Below are 16,334 nucleotides of genomic sequence, written 5' to 3' on the forward strand. Positions count from 1 at the left end.
GGGACAATTATGTCAGATCAAGCAGTTGTGACGTTAAAAGACGTGGACGTTGAATTCCACGGGAAGACCCGCTCGGTACATGCCGTTGATCACGTCAATTTAACGGTCAATCGCGGGGATATTTATGGGATTGTCGGCTATTCAGGAGCCGGCAAGTCGACATTGGTCCGGACCATCAATCTGTTGCAGCGGCCAACCAGCGGCAGCGTCAATGTTTTAGGCCAGGATATGCTAGCTTTGTCAGCGGCACAGCTACGTAAGGAACGTAAGCGGATCGGCATGATTTTTCAGCATTTTAATTTGATGAACAGCCGCACGATTGCCGATAATGTCGCGTTTCCGTTAAAAGGCATTAAATCAAAGCAGGAGATAAAGAAGAAAGTTGCTGAGCTGCTGGATTTGGTTGGGCTGACAGATCGGGCAAATTCCTATCCGGCGCAACTATCCGGCGGGCAAAAGCAACGGGTCGGGATTGCACGGGCCTTGGCGTCTGATCCGGAAATCTTGATCTCCGATGAAGCGACCAGTGCGTTGGATCCGAAAACCACGAGTTCAATTCTGGATCTTTTGAAATCGCTGAATGAACGGTTGGGATTAACGATTGTTCTGATTACCCACCAAATGGAGGCGGTTAAACAGATTTGTAATCGTGTTGCCGTCATGGATGCAGGTGCCATCATTGAACGCGGCGATTTGCTGCAGGTCTTTTCCGATCCGAAGCAGCAGTTGACCAAGGATTTCATCGATACGACGTTGCAGCTTGATCAGGCGATTGAATCAGTCTTGCAGCAGCCTGCCGTTAAGAACCTTGGGCCGAATGATCGCTTGTTGCGGTTAACTTACGTCGGGGCTTCGGCCGATCAACCATTGGTGGCCAAGTTGTTTGAAAGTTACCACGTGACTGCGAACATTTTGTTTGGCGATATTCAGATTTTACAGGATACGCCATTTGGTAATCTAATTGTGGTTTTGTCAGGGGATCAAGCACAAGTGGACGCCGGCATTCAGTATCTTAAGCAGCAAGATGTCAAAATTGAAGACATTTTAAAGAAGGAGGCCTAGGCAGATGGTACAATTTTTTACAAAATATTTTCCTAACGTTGTGCCTATCTGGTCCGGCGATGGCGGCGTGACGCAGGCGATCAACGAGACGCTGTACATGACGGCCTTGACGGCAATTGTTGCCGGCGTGCTAGGCATTATTATTGGGATCTTACTGGTCTTGACCGATGAAGGCGGGCTACTGGCCAATCATCCGTTTTACTTCGTTTTGGATAAGTTGGTGAACATCTTCCGAGCGGTGCCGTTTATCATCTTGCTGGCGATCATGACGCCAGTGACGCGCGCCATTGTCGGAACCGGCATCGGACCGACCGCGGCGTTGGTACCATTGATTGCCGGCACGACTCCGTTTTACGCGCGGCAGGTACAAAATGCCTTGTTGACGGTTGATCCTGGTGTCATTGAAGCGGCCGAAGCGATGGGCGTTTCACCATTAGGGATTGTCTGGCGCGTTTACTTGCGTGAAGGGTTGTCCGAATTGATTCGGGTTTCCGTCTTGACGATCATCTCCGTCATCGGCTTAACGGCCATGGCTGGGGCTGTCGGTGGTGGCGGTCTCGGGAATCTGGCCATTGCGGTCGGCTACCAACGTTACCAGTACGACGTGATCATTGTTTCCCTGATCTTCATTTTGGCACTGGTCTTCTTGGTTCAGTTTATCGGCGATTTCTTTGCACGGAAGAGCCACCACTAATCGCGATAAAAAATAGCGTTTTGTATTCAAGCGCCCCCACAATTGTCAGATAAGCAAAGTCTGATGATTGTGGGGCGTTTGCATGTATACTGATATTGAATGTGTCGAATGCGGGATACGGTAGACCGGTTTTGAAACGCGTTCACTGGCGCAGGAACCTGCGTGTAAGGACCTTGGTCGCCAATGGCCTAAGCCCGGGCCATCACGCCCAAGCCCGCTTACACTCCGGTTCCTAACCGCGCCAGTTCACGCTCTTGTCATGTTTGCCGCACCCGTTGTTATGACGTAGAATAACGGTATAACGAAAAGTCAAATCCAGTCGGGGGTAACATTGTGCATACACTTGAGATTAAAGATTTACACGTCAAAATTAAGGCAGAACCGGAGCATCCGGAGATTTTAACCGGAGTCAATTTGAAATTGGCGACGGGCGAAATTCACGCCATTATGGGTCCTAATGGTACAGGTAAGTCGACGTTGGCCGAGACAATCATGGGCAATCCGGCTTATGAGGTGACCCAAGGCGACATTCTGATTGACGGCAAGTCGATTCTGGACCTTGCTGTCGATGAACGGGCGCGTGCCGGATTGTTTCTTGGCATGCAGTACCCGCAGGAAATTGCCGGGGTAACGAATGCTGAGTTCATTCGTGCTGCGATCAATGCGCGGCGTCCGGAAGATGATCAGATTCGCATTACCGATTTTTTGAAACAATTAGATAAGACGATGGCAACCCTTGAGATGCCGGAATCAATGGCAGATCGGTATCTGAATCAAGGCTTTTCCGGGGGTGAAAAGAAACGTAATGAAATTCTACAGTTGATGATGATTCATCCGCATTTTGGCTTACTGGATGAAATCGACTCCGGCTTGGATATTGATGCACTGCGGATCGTTGCCAAAGGCGTTAACCTGATGCGCGGGCCGGAATTTGGCAGCATGATCATTACCCATTATCAGCGTCTGCTGGATTATATTATTCCTGATGTGGTGCATGTCATGAAAGGCGGCCGGATCATCGAAAGCGGTGGCCCTGACTTAGCCAAAGAATTGGAAAAGACCGGCTATGAACACCTTAAAGTGGGTGAACAAAATGGTTGAAACAACAACGCTGCCGGCGCCTAATCTGCCTAAGTTTCCGTTGGCGCGCTATTTGAAGAACCAACCTGACAATGTTGAGGATCGGGTTATCTTGCATGCTCCTCAGGCAATTGCCTACGCTGCCGGATCTAGTGAAGTTCAGCGTTTTACGCCGACAAATTCGCTTGATGCATGGTTGCTGCGTTCACCTCAAGGGGCAACGACAGTCGATATTCCCGCCCATTTTGTCAGCGGCGATGACCCCATCGTCCTGACCGGGCCGAAAAACGCCGGTGGTTTACTGTACGTTCATGTTGGCAAAGGCGCCAAGGTTACCCTGCAGGAAAAGTGGGCTAGTGGCGGCCATGTGCTAGGCATTTGGCTCATGCTGGTGATTGATGCCGACGCGGACGTTAACTGGCTGAGCTATGATAGCTTTACTGCCGACACTGTGTTGGTGAATCGCACGGCGACATTAGCCGCCAATGCGAAGCTTAACTGGACATTGGCCGGGTTTTCGCATAATTCCGGGTTGAATCGGGTCGATGTTCGCTTGCTGGGACAAAACGCCGAAGCAACAGTTAACGTGGGCGTTTTGGCTTCCGGCAATCAGCATGTCAGCTATACGACGTCTGTGACCAATGAAGGCCAGCATACGGTGGGGCACATTAACCAACGCGGTGTGATTACCGGTAATGCCCACCTGATGTTTAATGGGATTGGCCACATCATCAAGGGTGCCCGCGGGAGCGATGCCCAACAGGAAAATCGCGTGTTGATGTTATCACAGCGAGCAGAAGGCGATGCCAACCCAATCCTATTAATTGATGAAAATGACGTCACGGCCGGACATGCTGCTTCCGTGACGCGGGTGAATGCCGATCAGCTTTACTATTTAATGAGTCGCGGACTTTCCGCAACCTTAGCAAAGCGATTGGTGATCCGCGGCTTTTTGGAAGGCGGTTTGGCTGAAATCGACGATGTTCGGCTGAAGAAAGAACTGTTTGCAACGATTGATCGAACGCTGGTGGCTGAAGATGCGTGAACAATTTCCGTTTTTTAAGGCTCATCCTGATCTGGTTTATTTAGATACCGCAGCGACTTCTCAAAAGCCGCAAGCCTTGTTGGATAGCCTACAGAACTACTATATTAATGATAATGCCAACGTGCACCGCGGTCTCTACAAGTTGGCCTATGATACGACTGAGGCATATGAAGGAGTTCGCCAGCAAGTCGCTGATTTCCTTCATGCCCAAAGTGCCGATGAGATTATCTTTACTCGTGGCACGACAGATAGTCTGAATTTGGTGGCGAGTGCATTTGGCCCGCATGCAGTGCCTGCTGGCGGCCGGATTGTGGTCAGCGGCGCCGAACACCACAGCAATTTTATTCCGTGGCAGCAACTTGCTAAGCGTCAGCAAGCAACCTTCACTGTAACGCCGGTTCATCCGGACGGGACAGTCGACGTGCCCGCCTTGTTGGCCGCGATTACCCCAGGCACCAACTTAGTAGCGATTGCCCAAGTGACCAATGTTGCCGGCGATACGCTGCCAGTTGCAGAGATTACGAAAAAAGCGCATGACGTGGGGGCCATTGTTGTCGTCGACGGCGCTCAGGCAGTCGCTCATATGGCAGTTGATGTCCAAGCGTTAGGCGCGGACTTCTACGCTTTTTCCGGACATAAAATCTATGGGCCAACAGGGATCGGCGCGCTTTACGGTCGTGCTGACTTATTGGCAAAAATGCCGCCGATTCAATTTGGCGGTGAAATGATTTCCGAAGTTCGTGATCAAGAAAGTACGTGGGCAGACGGGCCGATCAAGTATGAAGCCGGCACGCCCCATATCGCCGGTGTGATTGGCATGGGCGCGGCATTGCATTGGTTTCAGGAAAACGTTGATGCCGCGGCATTACAAACCGAACATGAATTGACGAATCAATTGCGAACCGCGTTGACGGCGATTCCGGATCTAACGGTTTATGGCAACGAGGACAGTCTGGCAACGGTTTCGTTTAATTTAACGGGTATTCATCCCCACGATGTTGCCACCTTCCTGGATGAGCAGCAAATCGCCGTGCGCGCCGGCCATCACTGCGCCCAGCCACTCATGGCCAGGTTAGGAGTGCCAGCAACGGTGCGCGCCAGTTTTGGGGTCTACAACAATCAGGATGATGTCACGAAATTGGTTGAAGCTGTTCAGGCCGCAAGGAGGTATTTCCATGGCATTGACTAAGCTAGATCAAATGTATCGCGCGGTGATTCTCGACGAGGCGCAACACCCGCGGCATCACGGCGTTTTAGCTGATTTTGATCACGAGATCACGGTGCGCAACCCCAGCTGCGGTGATGTTTTACACTTGCAGATTAGTGAAAAGGATGGCCGAGTGAACGATGTTGCTTTTTCCGGCAGTGGTTGTACCATTTCCCAGGCGAGTGCGAGCCTGATGACCGATCAGATTCTAGGTAAAACGCCAGCCGAAATTGAGCAGATGGTCGAAACTTTTTCCGACCTGATTATCAAAGGCGATGTTCCTGATGCCGACCGGCTGGGGGATGCAGCTGTGTTAAAAGGCGTTCATCAGTTTCCGGCACGCATCAAATGTGCCACGTTAGCATGGAAAGCAGCTGCGCAAGTTTTGACGCAGAAAGGTAAAACCGATGACTGAGACAAAAAATACCAAAAATAATGAAACTGTTGCGGCGGATATCGACTTTTTACCTGACGAAAACCCCGCTGATTTTAAAGACGATATCAAGCCGGTCTATTCAACTGGCCGTGGGCTTACCGAAGAAACGGTACGGGCCATCTCGGCGGAAAAACATGAGCCAGAGTGGATGCTGGATTATCGGTTGAAGGCGTATGCAACATACCGTAAGCTGGCAATGCCGAATTTTGGCCCGGATTTGTCGGATTTGGACTTGGACAATATGCTTTATTTCCAAAAAGCGACTGATCGCACGTATCGCGATTGGGATGACGTGCCGGATACGATCAAGAAAACATTCGATCGTCTCGGCGTGCCGCAAGCCGAGCGGAAATACCTGGCCGGTGCCAGTGCGCAATACGAATCTGAAGTGGTTTATCACAATATGCGCAATGAATTTGAAAAGCTAGGGATTATTTTCATGGACATGGATTCGGCGTTGAAGGAATATCCCGAACTCGTGCATGAATACTTTGGAAAATTGGTTAAGCCTAGCGACAACAAGTTTGCGGCGCTTAATGGTGCGGTTTGGTCAGGCGGCAGTTTTATTTATGTTCCTAAAGGTGTCCAAACCGATGTGCCCATTCAAAGTTACTTCCGAATCAATGCGGAGAACACAGGACAATTTGAACGGACCCTCATCATTGTGGAACCGGGCGCGCACGTTAACTATGTTGAAGGGTGTACGGCACCGAATTATTCCAGTGATAGTTTACATGCAGCGGTCGTCGAGGTCTTTGTTAAAAATGATGCCTATTGCCGCTACACGACGATTCAAAATTGGAGCAAGAATGTGTTCTCGCTTGAAACCAAGCGGGCTCAGGCGCTTGATAATGCCACAATGGAGTGGGTTGACGGCAATCTTGGCAGTAAGACAACCATGAAGTACCCTAGCGTCTATCTGGACGGCAAAGGGGCACACGGGACGATGCTCAGTATTGCGGTGGCCGGCGAAGGTGTCGATCAGGATAACGGGGCGCGCATGATTCATAATGCGCCGAACACAAGCAGTTCGATCGTCTCCAAATCCATTGCCAAAGATGGCGGGGCAGTTGACTATCGCGGAACGGTTCGGTTTACCAAAAAGGCCGACAACGCCTTTTGTCACGTGGAATGCGACACGATTTTAATGGATGAAAAGAGTTCCAGCGACACCATTCCTTACAACGAAATCCACAATTCGACGGTCTCAATGGAACACGAAGCAAAGGTTTCGAAAGTTTCGGAAGAGCAGCTGTATTATTTAATGAGCCGTGGGATTTCCGAAGCCAAGGCGACCGAAATGATCATCATGGGCTTCGTGGAGCCGTTCACCAAAGAGTTGCCGATGGAATATGCGGTTGAGTTGAATCGCCTCATCGGCATGGAAATGGACGGCTCGGTTGGGTGATGCTGTGGTGACGCGGTTTGTGGGGCGTTTTGGTGCTTCTAGGAAAGTACTCTCCACAAAATAATCGACAAGTTAATATTGGATAATTTCGGTATGTCTAAAATCAGTCAGTCATCAATACTCGCGTGAATACGCAGCTAGTTGGTGATTGGCTGTTTTTTTAAACAAAGTATTAGGCAAGCCTAACTTTTTGTTTTATGATAGATGCGGTACCAAAATGGCAACATTGAGGGGGGCTGCTAATGGACAACTATGATAAAGCAAGGAAAGTCTTGCAATCAATGGCGCTGTCTAAAATTGCACAGGAAACTGGCATCAGCATTGGCCAGATCTGGCATTATCGGGATCGCCATGAAGGCATTGAAAAGGCTCCGACAGCTTATGTGGAGCGAATTGCGCGTTTGTATCGTAAAAAGCGCGTTTAAAGTGGATAAAGTTGGGGGATGTGGTAGTAGGTGAGAGGAAGTGGCCGAACGTTTTTAAGATAAGGCTCAGGAAATTAAACATCGCGACGTTGTCTTGAGCTAGGTAACTTGATTAGCAGAGACGGTGCCGGTTCGGGTTGTTGATCCGAACGTCGACAAGACCGCATGGCAAGTGTGATAGCTGCCATGCGGTCTTGTCGTTTTTTGACCTTCGGAGTAAGTGGACGCTATTTAGACACGGGTGCTACAATGGGTGAATGTATGGATTGGCGTTGGCTAATCGAATCGTGACTTCTGGGTAGCACATTATGATCAAGCGGCAGGAGGAAGATCATGGCTGAAGACTTGGAACATTTCATTAAAACAATGGCGCTGGGTATTCCAACCATCAAGCCGGATGAAAAGCGGGCTTTTCTAGGCAATTTTCGCGAACGGGTGGCAATGGCCGTGACCATTCGGCAACTGCGGGATGCCCGAATTACGGCGATGCTTGACTCGGTGCTGACGCGCTATCCCGGTTATCGGATCTTTTTGAACGGTCGGATGGGGGAAAGCTTAGTCAATCAATATATGTTGCAAGCACTGGCGCATCAATATCCATTTACGATTATGAATCAGCCGGGGATGCGCGTCACCAAGCGAGTGTTGCCGACCGACTTTGGCTGGGTTCTTGCACATCCAACGCAAAAAATCAGTCGTCCGATTTTGTTGTAAAACCAGCAGGCATGACCATGGGATTGCTTGGCGACGGCAAACCGCACCACAATGCCATTTAGCTTTAAAAGGAGGCCCATTTTGACGCAACTTGATACTATTCAAACCACAGTCCAGCAACTGCGGACATTACTGAATCAAGGTAAAATTTTTGCAACATTGCCGGATATGCTGGGAAAAGTCATTGATAGCATCGCAACGGAATCGAAAACGCGTGTCACGATTCCGCGCGATGATAAAACCGCTATTGCAAGAATTCGAACCATTCAAAAGCGGATCAAGCAAACGAGTGATCCGAGCGTCACTGATGATGAGATTGCCTTTTTGGTGGCGCATTTAGCCAGTACCAAACCTGCTGTCCGGGACAAAGGCGTTTTTTTCTTATTTAATGATTTGTTTCAGGCAGAGGCGTTTACGAATGAGCAAGTCAAGGCGCTTTTTAAACGGTTGCAAGCGCCGGATATTTTGTTCAGTCATATCTTCGAGCCCCAAAATGATGCCGTGTTTCTGCGAAGCTTTGCGGTTATGATTTTGAGCGGTATGATTTATGCCGATCAGAATCGCTATCATATTCTCAGTAAAGCTGATTATCTGACAACTGTGCAGAATATCGGGACGTATATTCTGCTTGAAAGAGATGGCCGGGGATATGTCGAAACCAAAGGCTGGGCCCATGCATTTACGCATATTGGCAATATGTTGGAAGAACTGAGTCAAGTCGATGTTTTGCCGCGATCCGAGAAAGTCTTCTTGATGGCAGCAGTCGTAGAAGCTTGGCGGCGCATTGAAACGCCGTTAATTTTCGGCGAGGATCATCGAATGGCCTTGTATCTCAGCGGTATCACCAATGTTAACCAGTTTTATAGCGAGACGCTTTTAATGTGCCTCAAGAACTGGCAACATACGCTGGTCAATATTCGCCCGCAGGAATCTTACGCTTTTTGGGTGCGGTGGTACAATCGCAATCGTTTGTTGCAGGCACTGACATTACGCGCTGATTTGCCGCAACCGATTACGGATTATATTCAACAGATTGTCGATCTATTCTGAATGAGAGCGTGAGCTGGGCCGCTTAGAAACCGGAGCATAAGTGGCCTTGGGCGTGATGGCCCGATCCTGGCCATTGCGACCAAGGTCCTTATGTGCAGGTTTCTGGCCCAGCGAACGCGTTTTTAAGCAGAAGCCAGTTTTAAGTAAGAGATTGGTATACTTTTTAATCTTACTAAAAGCAGGATGAGGTTGATTTGTATGGCCTATGAGTTGTAACAATTTTTGAAGACCAGAGCAATAGAAATATTTATGTTTAAATATAAATAAACAGATATTATAGTATGCTAGTTTTGACATTGTGACCTTTTTCATTATCAAAGCTCAAAATTTAAAAAATTTTTTTACAAAAAAAGAATAAATACCGGTTGTTATTGTTAGCTTTTAAAACCAGTTATCCGTGGCTTGGGACTGGCATATGCGGACAAGCATACCTTTGATCGTTCACGGGTCTACATTGATCAGGCATTGCGCATGTTAAAACATGTGCCGCTGTCTGACAGTAAGTATCTCGATGTTGAACTGACGATTTATTGGCATATTGCGCGCGTATACTACGAACTAAGTGATTTTAAAGCCGTTTTGAAGTATACCGACCATGGTATTCGTGAAGCCGTTAAGCACGATAAGCTTTTTTTGCTTGACGAACTTTACACCTTGCAGGCCCGAGCCTTGAAATTACTTGGTAATCCGGAGGCAGCTAAGAGTTATCAAATCGCCATTGCGTTTGCTCAAGTTACCGGATCCACTGCACTGGCGGCAAGTCTTGCTGCCGAAATGGTAACACAAAAGCCAAACAGCGAGACTGCATAACCGCCAGTTATCGGCAATCGTTTGGTGATATTCAAAAAATACCTGAGGCATTGTCAACAGCATCTGTTTGATGCAGCTGACAATGGTCTCAGGTATTTTTATGTTCCCAATGCGTTTGGATCAATTGAATGGCGAATTGGTAAATTCTCCGTCATTCAGTTTACTAAGGTTTATTCATCTTGATGTTGTTCGGTTGGTTTTTTCGTACTTGCCAGTGCCGGCTTGTTGGTCAAGTCAGTCCGAACCACGAGGACATCGCATAAAGCGTTCCGCGTGACGTATTCGGTGACCGATCCAATCAGCAGACGTTCAACGGCGTTTAAACCAGTTGCCCCAATCATGATCAGATCGATATTTTTAGCTTTGGGGATGTCTCTGGCGATGATTGTTTTTGGTGCGCCGTATTCAATGCTGAAACTGACCTTGTCTAATCCGGCTTTTTTGGCCTGATCGACATAACCTTCCATGGTGCTCTTAGCATTTTCCGTTACTTGTTCGACCATCGCTGAATCAAAGCTGGAAACGTTCTGGAACGCGCGGGTATCAACGATATGAATAAGAATTAACTCCGCCTGATTTCGTTTGGCAACGGCAACCGCTTTTTTGAATGCTAACTCGGCTTCATATGAGCCATCGATCGCAACCAAAATATGTTGATATTGTTGTAACATTCCTCATCACCTCTATCTTCATTGTACTTGATTCCATCGGGAAATTAAATGAAAAGCGTTTCACAACTTCATCTGGGTTAGGCTGATAAAAACAAAAACGGTTGCTAAAAAAGCGCCGCTAACCAAAATGACCAAATTCGCCCACATCGGGAACAGAATCCCACCGATGATGGCGAGGATGCCGACAAGGGTGAAAAGATAGGCAAAGTTCTTGAGAAAACGCGTCATGCCCGGAGACGGTTTTTTGATAATCAGAAAGTTCTGATAGCGATGAAGCCATGTGTAGGCTGCCAACCCGAACAAGGCGACCGCGTAAATGCACATTAAAATGATTGTCAAAGGATCAGTCCTTCCTAGCCGTTTGCTTATATTATGCCACAGCAGCAAGGAAAAGCGGTTGGCTTTTTAATATCGCCGACGTACATGAATGATCTGATTAACAACTTGCAGTTACTTGGAGGGCATTCGCTTCAGTAATGCTGCAATTTTGGCATTAAAAAAGCCGGCACGGAGCCGGCCAAAAACATGATTGGTTTTTTGTGAAAGACTAATTGGTGCCGTTTTCTTCCCGGATCGTTGAAACCCGCTGCTAGCTATGTGGGTCCAGACGTCGTAGACATTAGCCGCTAAGTGAAATAGCAGCACCGTCTATGGCTCTTCCGGTCCCAAGGTCTCGATACTGTTCGGTCAACTGATAGTTAAGGAAGCGCGAACACCTTAGAACTTTCACCGTTATAGTAGCACGAGAAGCCGCATAGGTGCAAGCGGAAACGCTTTCGTTACTTTTTCTTCAACTTTTCGGCATCACGTTGCCATTCTTCAAGTTGCTGCTGGCGCTGGGCTAGCGCGGCTTCATAACGTCCGGTGGTTTTAGGATGGTAGTACTGTTGATGCTTGAGATTATCTGGCAAGTATTGCTGCGCTACCCAGCCGTTAGGATAATTGTGCGGCAACTTGTAGCCTTTTCCATGTCCCAGTTTCTTGGCGCCGCGGTAATGGGCATCGCGCAGATCATCGGGAATTTGGCCAGCGTGGCCACTTTCGACGTCAGCGAGGGCGGCGTCAATCGCTTTGATGCCGGAGTTACTTTTCGGTGCAAGGCAAAGATCGATCACAGCATCGGCAAGCGGAATGCGACCTTCAGGAAGTCCCAAGCGTTCGGCGCTTTGAATCGCCGTTAGCGTGCGGCTGGCGGTTGCCGGATTGGCTAAGCCGATGTCTTCATAAGCGATCACCAACAACCGCCGCGTAATACTGTTCAAGTCGCCGATTGCGATTAATTGGGCGAGGTAGTGCAAAGCGGCGTTCACGTCAGAGCCCCGAATGGACTTTTGAAACGCTGAAATAATGTCGTAATGGGCATCGCCATTGACATCTCCGGCTAACGATGGCTTCTGCAGGCTTTGTTGAATGGTCGTCAAGTCAATGGTAATGGTGCCATCCTGATCTGCCGGGGTTGATAAAACGGCGAGCTCAAGACCATTGAGTGCGGCCCGTAAATCGCCGCTTGTGGCGTGGGTGAGGTAGTCACGGGCCTTTGGCTGTAAATCGACCTGATACTTGCCTAAGCCGCGTTTTTTGTCTGTCAGTGCCCGATCAATGGCGGTGCTGATATCATCAGCCGTCAACGGTTTGACCTGGAAAATCTGGGTACGACTGCGAATGGCGGGCTGGATATTCATATAAGGATTTTCAGTGGTGGCCCCGATCAAGATAATCCGGCCACTTTCCAGTAACGGCAGCAAAAAGTCCTGTTTGGTTTTATCCAATCGATGGATTTCGTCCAGGAGCAAAATCACCGTGCCACTCATTTTGGCTTCTTCCGCGACAATTTGCAGATCTTTTTTAGTGTCAGTGGCAGCGTTTAAAATGCGAAAAGCATATTTCGTACTGCCGGCAATGGCGCTGGCGATGCTGGTTTTCCCAGTGCCGGGCGGGCCATAGAGAATCATGGAACTTAGGCGATGGGCACTGACCATGCGGCGGATAATTCTTCCTGGACCGACGAGATCCTGTTGGCCGACGACTTCATCTAAATTTTGCGGGCGCATGCGATAAGCAAGCGGTTGTTGCAAAGGAATTCCTCCTCGTAAAAGGTTGCGTGTAACAGTTGAGTTTGTCTTGATTAAGGTGTAAAGAATTGCAAGGGAGCTTAGCGGGACGGGAAGAAGTTTTTCTCAACGTGGTGGCTCGCGCTCTTGCATAAACACGCTTACACTCCGATTTCTAACCGCTCCTGTTCGCGCTCTTGCCTCCAGCGTGTTAATCTAATTCTAAATCATCAACTAAAGGAATGACACATTGTGAATCATTATTGGCAACTGATTCAAAAACAGCATTTATCTGATTTGGCCACGCAGACCCGGCTTGGCGTTGTGCGGACGGTGAAGCCGGTGTTACCGGAAGGCGCGCAGTTGGCTGCCTGGCCCCAATTAAGTCGACATGCATTGGTACAGCCATTGTCGGCTTCGACTTTGCAGGTGGCGACACCGTTGTTGGACGATTTTGCGGGTGTGGTTGCTGAATTGCGCGCAGGGCTCAGTCGTATTTGGGCAAATTTGCCTGAAGGCGGGCGTTTGCCGGTTTTTTCCGAAGAGCACGTGAATCAGCAAGTCGTTCGCATTGTTTTGCCGGAAACGTTGTTTGAACGCCTGTATACTGCGGAAAATTTTCAGGGGCAGGGTCCGGATTATGTGGCTTACCGCAATGAGGTTTACGACTTGGTTGCGAATGGTCTGATGCGCCAGTTGCCTTTACTGACGGATTTATTTGCTGCAACGCCGCTGTCCGGTCACCAAGCATTTTGGCCATCGCCGGATCAGGAGCGCCAGCTGGTTCAAAAGGTGACCGATCCGGACCATCTGGATCGAACGCTGGCCTTGGATGTCATGGTCGAACTTGACCCTTATACAGCTAGCGGCATAACCCCTCAAATGCTGACCTTTTTACGGGATAGTTGCTGGTTTGCGTTGAGTCAGCCGGCGATTCCGGTCGCGGTGGCCAGTGAAGTGCGTCGCCATGCTTTGGAAGAAGCAGGGAAAATTGCCGCAATGGAGCCTGCAACGCCAATTAAGGAACTGACAGCGACCATGGATGCTATGGCCACGTGGTTGAATCATATGGGAATGACAGCGCAACAGAAGCAGGCGTTTGAACTGATGCAAACCCGTTTGATGAAACCGGAGACGACGGTTGCCGGTCAGGTTGCGGCCGCTTTTGGCGATAAAAATGCCGCGGCCAAATCGTTAAGTGAGGAAGCCCGCACGGATTTGGCGGGCACGGACGGGTTACCGGGCATGGTCGATTTGTCGGGTAATACGCAGGCGTTGGTGCAGGCTGCCATTGATGGCGGTTATCAATTTACGCTTTTGGATCGGCAACAAGGGTTGGTGCAAATTGCGACAGATACGCAAACACACGTGATTGTCGATGGTACCATTACCAAATACACGCCGGGTAATGCCTTGTTAGTTGCGACGCACCGGCATGCCGCGAAAAAGCTACTTGCTGCGGCTGGCATACCGGTTGCCCGCGGTGCGAAGTTCACTCGGTGGTCAGATGCCAAGTCAGCGTTTGAGCGGAGTTTTGCGCATAAAAGCATTGTGGTTAAACCGGAAGCACGCAGCCAAGGCGTTGCGGTTGAACAGTTTGCAGTTCCGCCGACTGAAAAGGAGTTTGCCCGCGCTTTTCATGAAGCCAACCGTTATCACGGGGTCTTAATCGAGATGATGGCGCGGGGAACGACCTATCATTTTACCATTGTCAGTCAGCAGGTCCTCAGTGTTTTGGAAACCGCGGCGGCGAATGTGGTGGGAGATGGCCGCAAAGCCATTAAAGAATTGGTGGCACTGAAAAATGGGACCCGACCGGCTGCCCGCCAGTTGCAACTCGATGCCGCTGCTCTGCGTCAATTGAAGTTGCAATCCGTCACCCCGGAGACCGTTTTGCGGCGTGGCCAGCAGATTTTTCTGGCGACTGCAGCCCATCCGCAAACCGGTGGCGATCTTTATGATGTCACGGATGAGATTGATCCAAGTTATAAAAAGCTGGCCGTTGAAGCAGCGGCAGCTCTTGATTTGCCAGTAGCCGCAGTCGACATCGTGATTGATAATCTGTATGCTGCCTATGATCCGGATGTGGCAGGACAAGCCGTGGTGATCAGTGTCAATCCGGCACCAGACCTAACTTCACCGCAACAGCCGGATATGGGCACACCGCGCTTCATTGCGCCGAAACTGTTGAACTGGTTATTTGCTGAAAAGTAACTGATGTCATTAAAAGTTCTGTCGCTCCAGCTAAACAAAAGTACTCCCGGAAACGCACGCGTTTCTGGGAGTACTTGCTTTTATATTTTTTATTGATGTGAACCATGCCAGTGATAGCTTGCTTACAGATGCTTGAACAAATCGAAGCCGCGTTTCTTGGGTTTGGTTTTGTCTTGATCTTGATCCAATGGTGGCAGGTCGATCGTGCTTTGGTTGATGGCTTTGTCTGAAACAATCAGCAGGCCCGCAGCTTTGTCATCAGTTTGGGCGGTTTCATTTGCCACCAGCGTAAACGGAATGTTGGCGTCGGTGAGCATTTTCATGTAAGGACCCGTGATGGCGTTATCAAGTTTACCGTTTAACAAGGCCTTGTAGCCGTGGTCATGGAAATCTTTTAGCAGCGGGGCTACTTGGTGCTGGCGTTTAGGGTCAGCCAATTCCTGGTTGGAAACGCGTAAGGCAACTCTTTCGCGTAATGAACCCATAAACCGCCGGCGCTCATCGGGATTGGTCTGCGGGGGACCATAAAGTGCACTATTCAGATGTTCCTGCATGTTATCGTCTGACATGATTGATGCGTCCTCCTTCAATTGAGTTATCTGTGAAGCAGTGATGATCTAGTCACTAATCACCGCCACTTCATGTGTCTCATTGTAACATGATCTTTTGTAAAGAAAGGGATGAGAGGCCAGTGTTTACCCAAGCAGATTTCGAGGCTTTTGCAGCGCCAACACTAGAGGCGCGAATGGCCTTAATTCGCGCGCGGCTAGATCCAAAGTTTGCCGAGGCCGCCAAGACAATTGTGCCTTTGTTGCAGACGGCCAATCGCCCGGTTTTTACCCATATCGCAAAACATCAGCGCCGCCATAAGAATCCGCCGCCTAACACATGGGTTGCCTTTTCCACGAGTCGGCGCGGCTATAAAATGTTGCCGCACCTTGAATTGGGCTTTTGGGATGATCGTCTGTTTTTATGGCTCGCTTGTTTGCGTGAAAGTAAAATGGTACCGCAGCTGTTGGCAGGCGTCGCACCGCTGGTCAAAAAGATGCCCGGTCACTGGCTGATAGCTGATGACCATACCGCCAAGGCTGCGGTTGCGCTCAGTCCAACCGCGTTGACAAAGAAAATTGCGCGGTTTGAAACGGTTAAAAATGCCGAGTTCCTCATCGGACAGGTATATTTAGCAGATGATCCTATTTGGACAACCCCGGATGTCTTGTGGACAGAGATTCAGGAGCGTGTCGCTGAATTGACACCGATATTGGATCAGCTCGTGCAAAACGTGGCGGCTTATCAGGCAAAAAAGTGATGAACTGACTGTCAATTAGCCGCGAGGAAGAAATAGAACGAAAGCTCTTAAAACCAAGCATACCGAAGTTCAGGGTGGTAAAATCACATTGAATAGAAACTCACGTTGTTTTTAAACGTCAGCCTGCGTTGAGCGACTGGTGACACCCGCAAATAAGG

The 16,334-nt window shown here is 49.2% G+C and carries 16 protein-coding genes and 1 pseudogene; 13 read left to right on the forward strand and 4 right to left on the reverse strand.

Features of this window, described 5'->3' with window-relative positions; all coding sequences use genetic code 11:
* The first annotated feature begins 9 nt into the window (after nt 1-9).
* The 11 genes and pseudogenes from LACSTY_RS05900 to LACSTY_RS05950 all read left to right on the forward strand — a co-directional run.
* On the forward strand, nt 10-1,062 hold the full coding sequence (locus LACSTY_RS05900) for a methionine ABC transporter ATP-binding protein (protein WP_049169593.1): 1,053 nt from the start codon (nt 10-12) through the stop codon (nt 1,060-1,062).
* Nucleotides 1,063-1,066: 4 nt separating this feature from the next.
* A complete protein-coding gene (locus LACSTY_RS05905) occupies nt 1,067-1,756 on the forward strand; it encodes a methionine ABC transporter permease (protein WP_010488862.1) in 690 nt (229 codons plus the stop codon).
* A 333-nt stretch (nt 1,757-2,089) separates the two neighbouring features.
* On the forward strand, nt 2,090-2,857 hold the full coding sequence (gene sufC / locus LACSTY_RS05910; protein WP_010488859.1) for a Fe-S cluster assembly ATPase SufC: 768 nt from the start codon (nt 2,090-2,092) through the stop codon (nt 2,855-2,857).
* Nucleotides 2,850-3,881 (forward strand): SufD family Fe-S cluster assembly protein, encoded by a 1,032-nt coding sequence (locus LACSTY_RS05915; protein ID WP_087912004.1) that lies wholly within the window; start codon nt 2,850-2,852, stop codon nt 3,879-3,881. Before sufC ends, LACSTY_RS05915 begins: the two co-directional genes overlap by 8 nt.
* Complete coding sequence (locus LACSTY_RS05920; protein ID WP_087912005.1) at nt 3,874-5,070, forward strand: aminotransferase class V-fold PLP-dependent enzyme; 1,197 nt, start codon at nt 3,874-3,876, stop codon at nt 5,068-5,070. The genes LACSTY_RS05915 and LACSTY_RS05920 overlap by 8 nt, the downstream gene beginning before the upstream one ends.
* A complete protein-coding gene (gene sufU, locus LACSTY_RS05925; protein ID WP_025012621.1) occupies nt 5,057-5,503 on the forward strand; it encodes a Fe-S cluster assembly sulfur transfer protein SufU in 447 nt (148 codons plus the stop codon). The genes LACSTY_RS05920 and sufU overlap by 14 nt, the downstream gene beginning before the upstream one ends.
* Complete coding sequence (gene sufB, locus LACSTY_RS05930) at nt 5,496-6,932, forward strand: Fe-S cluster assembly protein SufB (RefSeq protein ID WP_010488843.1); 1,437 nt, start codon at nt 5,496-5,498, stop codon at nt 6,930-6,932. The genes sufU and sufB overlap by 8 nt, the downstream gene beginning before the upstream one ends.
* Nucleotides 6,933-7,174: 242 nt before the next feature.
* The gene (locus tag LACSTY_RS05935) at nt 7,175-7,357 is read left to right on the forward strand and encodes a hypothetical protein (RefSeq protein WP_087912006.1); all 183 of its coding nucleotides are present in this window, start codon (nt 7,175-7,177) and stop codon (nt 7,355-7,357) included.
* Nucleotides 7,358-7,690: 333 nt separating this feature from the next.
* Nucleotides 7,691-8,071 (forward strand): DUF1694 domain-containing protein, encoded by a 381-nt coding sequence (locus LACSTY_RS05940; RefSeq protein WP_010488839.1) that lies wholly within the window; start codon nt 7,691-7,693, stop codon nt 8,069-8,071.
* An 81-nt stretch (nt 8,072-8,152) separates the two neighbouring features.
* Nucleotides 8,153-9,121, forward strand: coding sequence for a DUF2785 domain-containing protein (locus LACSTY_RS05945; protein ID WP_049169590.1), 969 nt, complete (start codon nt 8,153-8,155; stop codon nt 9,119-9,121).
* 399 nt (nt 9,122-9,520) lie between these two features.
* A pseudogene (locus LACSTY_RS05950) lies at nt 9,521-9,931 on the forward strand (XRE family transcriptional regulator); the annotation flags it as partial.
* Nucleotides 9,932-10,101: 170 nt separating this feature from the next.
* On the opposite strand, the gene LACSTY_RS05955 reads toward LACSTY_RS05950, so the two are convergent.
* The 3 genes from LACSTY_RS05955 to LACSTY_RS05965 all read right to left on the reverse strand — a co-directional run bounded on the left by LACSTY_RS05955 (nt 10,102) and on the right by LACSTY_RS05965 (nt 12,677).
* On the reverse strand, nt 10,102-10,602 hold the full coding sequence (locus LACSTY_RS05955; RefSeq protein ID WP_087912008.1) for a universal stress protein: 501 nt from the start codon (nt 10,600-10,602) through the stop codon (nt 10,102-10,104).
* A gap of 60 nt (nt 10,603-10,662) precedes the next feature.
* Nucleotides 10,663-10,941, reverse strand: a complete 279-nt coding sequence (locus LACSTY_RS05960; RefSeq protein WP_049169588.1) for a hypothetical protein — start codon at nt 10,939-10,941, stop codon at nt 10,663-10,665.
* Nucleotides 10,942-11,381: 440 nt separating this feature from the next.
* The gene (locus tag LACSTY_RS05965) at nt 11,382-12,677 is read right to left on the reverse strand and encodes a replication-associated recombination protein A (protein ID WP_087912009.1); all 1,296 of its coding nucleotides are present in this window, start codon (nt 12,675-12,677) and stop codon (nt 11,382-11,384) included.
* Between the two features lie 225 nt (nt 12,678-12,902).
* On the opposite strand from LACSTY_RS05965, the gene LACSTY_RS05970 reads away from it, so the two are divergent.
* Complete coding sequence (locus LACSTY_RS05970) at nt 12,903-14,867, forward strand: glutamate--cysteine ligase (protein ID WP_191981869.1); 1,965 nt, start codon at nt 12,903-12,905, stop codon at nt 14,865-14,867.
* A gap of 122 nt (nt 14,868-14,989) precedes the next feature.
* Here LACSTY_RS05970 and LACSTY_RS05975 read toward each other — a convergent pair whose 3' ends face one another.
* Nucleotides 14,990-15,436, reverse strand: a complete 447-nt coding sequence (locus LACSTY_RS05975; RefSeq protein WP_087912011.1) for a YueI family protein — start codon at nt 15,434-15,436, stop codon at nt 14,990-14,992.
* Between the two features lie 89 nt (nt 15,437-15,525).
* Here LACSTY_RS05975 and LACSTY_RS05980 point away from each other — a divergent pair, with 89 nt between their 5' ends.
* Nucleotides 15,526-16,176, forward strand: coding sequence for a DUF1054 family protein (locus LACSTY_RS05980; protein WP_191981863.1), 651 nt, complete (start codon nt 15,526-15,528; stop codon nt 16,174-16,176).
* Nucleotides 16,177-16,334 lie beyond the last annotated feature (158 nt).

It is taken from the genome of Lacticaseibacillus styriensis, assembly GCF_030770295.1.
GTDB classification, from domain to species: domain Bacteria; phylum Bacillota; class Bacilli; order Lactobacillales; family Lactobacillaceae; genus Lacticaseibacillus; species Lacticaseibacillus casei.